This window comes from Enterobacter cloacae complex sp. IR5401 (assembly GCF_049238425.1).
Lineage (GTDB): Bacteria > Pseudomonadota > Gammaproteobacteria > Enterobacterales > Enterobacteriaceae > Enterobacter > Enterobacter hormaechei_C.
The window spans coordinates 1-2801 of the sequence record NZ_JBMKHN010000042.1; the positions used below are offsets into that span (position 1 = coordinate 1).

The following is a 2801-nucleotide window of genomic DNA, read 5'->3' on the forward strand; positions in this document are numbered from 1 at the left end:
CACAGCACCGGCGCCCGGCAAGGTGGGCGGATTCCCACACAGCACCGGCGCCCGGCAAGGTGGGCGGATTCCCACACGGCACCGGCGCCCGGCAAGGTGGGCGGATTTCCACACGGCACCGGCACCCGGCAAGGTGGGCGGATTCCCACACGGCACCGGCGCCCGGCAAGGTGGGCGGATTTCCACACAGCACCGGCGCCCGGCAAGGTGGGTGGATTCCCACACGGCACCGGCGCCCGGTAAGGTGGGCGGATTTCCACACGACAGCGGCGCCCGGCAAGATGGGCGGATTCCCATATCGACATGTATGTAGCTTGTGTTATCCGTGGATTGTGCAGCTCAGCGGGTCGCTGGTCGTATGGCGTAGTGTCCCCCGTAACCGGCCGCGTGCGGCCGCTAACTCGCAGTACGGCGCCGCGACCCGAAGGCGGGCCGCCGTTCCCGCGCGCAGGCGCGCGGCGCCCACTGCGCACCCCCGTGGGGGACATACGGCAGCTGTGTGGCGGTGAGCGGGATTAGGGCTTTGCAGGGAGGGGGCTGGGTCGGGCGATACGTTCAGCATTGCGGTTTCCGGCGATTTGCGGCCGGTGCCCGTTTAACTCCGGCGTGGTCGCCTTCCATGCCCTGACGGCATAAGAAAATAAAACCGCCATGCTGCGGTCATTCATGATTTTGTGGTGTAGCGATAAATAGTCATGCGAGAAACGTTGAAGCGCTTAGCAACTGCACCAACTGTCATTTCAGGATCAGCAAGTAAGATTCTAATTTGTTTAACATCTTCTTCAGAAAGTGACGGTTTTCTCCCTCCCACACGGCCCCTTGCGCGTGCAGCTGCAAGGCCTGAGCGCGTTCTTTCAATATTGCGGTTGCGTTCAAAGCTAGAGAATATCGCCATCAGATGAGTATAGATTTCCCCTATAACTGGCGCATTTGTGTCTATTCTGTCCTTGATGGCTATGAAAGTTATTCCGCGTTTCTTCAGGTCGTCGAGTAAAGTAATGACTTGACCCAATGAACCGCCGAGCCGATCTAGTGCCCAAACTACTAGGGTATCTCCCTCGCGCAATGCTTTCAGGCAGTTCTCCAGTTCCGGCGCACCTTTTTTGTCGCGCTTTGGGCCGCTACGTGAGGTCTGATCCTGATAGATTTGCTCACATCCAGCTTTTGTTAGTTCGTCAACCTGGTGCGCCACATCCTGAAGATGCGTAGATTTACGTGCATAGCCGATTTTCATTCTTTTCTCGCTAATTAGTTATGGGGTTATTGTTATGTTGATACAGTAACGAGTTTTGTTACATGAGGGGAGTCATTTTTCGGGAGAAGTCAGGACTTTTCAAGACTGTCACAAAAACCATCGTTTTTGATACATTAATTGTGTCAACATTGTTGATACATTAGGAAAGGGTGATGTTAGAAAGGTACGTTCAACGAAACAGCGCTTGGCTTTTTCCGTTTTCCGTTTTTTTGTTCGCTGTAATGGGAGCATTGAAGAAAAATGGTCGTAGTGAAAAAAAACCGTTAGCGGGTTTTTTTTATTTTACATTTTTCCACGCGGAGGCCGGAACTTTATCCCATAACGTATTGTGTGTGATTTCGGCTCCCCGATGGTCTGAGGCGCTCATCATTGCATCCAGCTCTTTACCTGATAGCTTATCGCGTAAGCTATCAAATACTTTTTCAAGAGTGTCCAACGAGCTGCATCGACGGAAACGCATCAGACATTTTTTTTGTAGGTTTTCTTGTCTTTTATTGATTCGATAAATTTCATTACGTCAGAATATAAAAATCTGTTATTCGATTTATGTGGCTCATGAGGCTGTGGAATAGTTTTATTTTTAAATGTGCCAGTTGTCTTAATGGCGAAGATTAACTCACCTTCTGTTATTCCTAACATTTCAGCAAAAGTTTTTGCTTCTATAGTTACTGACTTCATTTAATTAACTCTCATGCTATCGGTTGTATTTTTATCCGCTTCCTCGACAATGATGTTCGTTCCTCGCGTTGCTGCGGTACGCCTCATCATTGTCTGCGGTGCGGTTGCGATGGTGAAGGAGCTGCCGGGCGTGAGCAAATCAATCAGGCGCTGGCCGCTGATAATCTCCATCCGATCACTGGCGAAGCTAACAGCTTTTGAAGCTGCGCCAGTTTTTCCGGTATGGCAAAACAAACCGTGACAGTTATGTCGTTTAAGCAACGTATCGAACTCCTGAACGTGCTGTAAAGCAATATGGCCGCGATAGCGTTTGGCCTGGATGAGATAGCGATGTTTTCCGATTATTACCTGGCCGTCAATGCCTCCATCGCCGGTATAGCGTTTGTTTCTGATAGTTCTGAAGCCATGCGACTCAAACCCTTCCAGCAACAGTTCTTCAAACACAAAGGGATCAATTTTCCGCAGGTAGTTAATTTTTTGTGGGAAGCCCGGCAACGTCTTTATGCGCTCCAGCACCCGCCGCGCACTTTGCTGCTTCCTTTTGTGTCGCCGGTGCCGTACTGAACGCCGGAAGAATACAACGGCAAGCAGTGCGATGGCGCTGCAAGCCCATAGAATAAGGTTTTCTGTAGTGGGGAAGGGGAACATGGTCATAGTGGGCTTTCTGTGGGTAAAGAAAAGGGCGGTTAAACCGCCCTGGTGTTTAGCGACGGCTGTAAACCTGCCACGAAGCACTGCCTGACTGATTCTGGCAAATCCGCCGGCACTGTTGCAAATAGTCGGTGGTGATAAACTTATCATCCCCTTTTGCTGATGGAGCTGCACATGAACCCATTCAAAGGCCGGCATTTTCAGCGTGACATCATTC

At 50.8% G+C, this 2801-nt stretch carries 4 protein-coding genes; all 4 read right to left on the reverse strand.

Features of this window, described 5'->3' with window-relative positions; translation table 11 throughout:
• Nucleotides 1–664 precede the first annotated feature (664 nt).
• Nucleotides 665–1234 (reverse strand): recombinase family protein, encoded by a 570-nt coding sequence (locus ACOTX1_RS23670; protein ID WP_001749988.1) that lies wholly within the window; start codon nucleotides 1232–1234, stop codon nucleotides 665–667.
• A gap of 298 nt (nucleotides 1235–1532) precedes the next feature.
• Complete coding sequence (locus tag ACOTX1_RS23675; RefSeq protein WP_071884977.1) at nucleotides 1533–1715, reverse strand: Hha/YmoA family nucleoid-associated regulatory protein; 183 nt, start codon at nucleotides 1713–1715, stop codon at nucleotides 1533–1535.
• The gene (locus tag ACOTX1_RS23680; RefSeq protein WP_040120355.1) at nucleotides 1715–1933 is read right to left on the reverse strand and encodes a hypothetical protein; all 219 of its coding nucleotides are present in this window, start codon (nucleotides 1931–1933) and stop codon (nucleotides 1715–1717) included. The genes ACOTX1_RS23675 and ACOTX1_RS23680 overlap by 1 nt, the downstream gene beginning before the upstream one ends.
• Nucleotides 1934–2801: restriction endonuclease (locus ACOTX1_RS23685; protein ID WP_421766885.1), on the reverse strand; the 868-nt coding region annotated here is incomplete at its 5' end. It lies immediately after the preceding gene.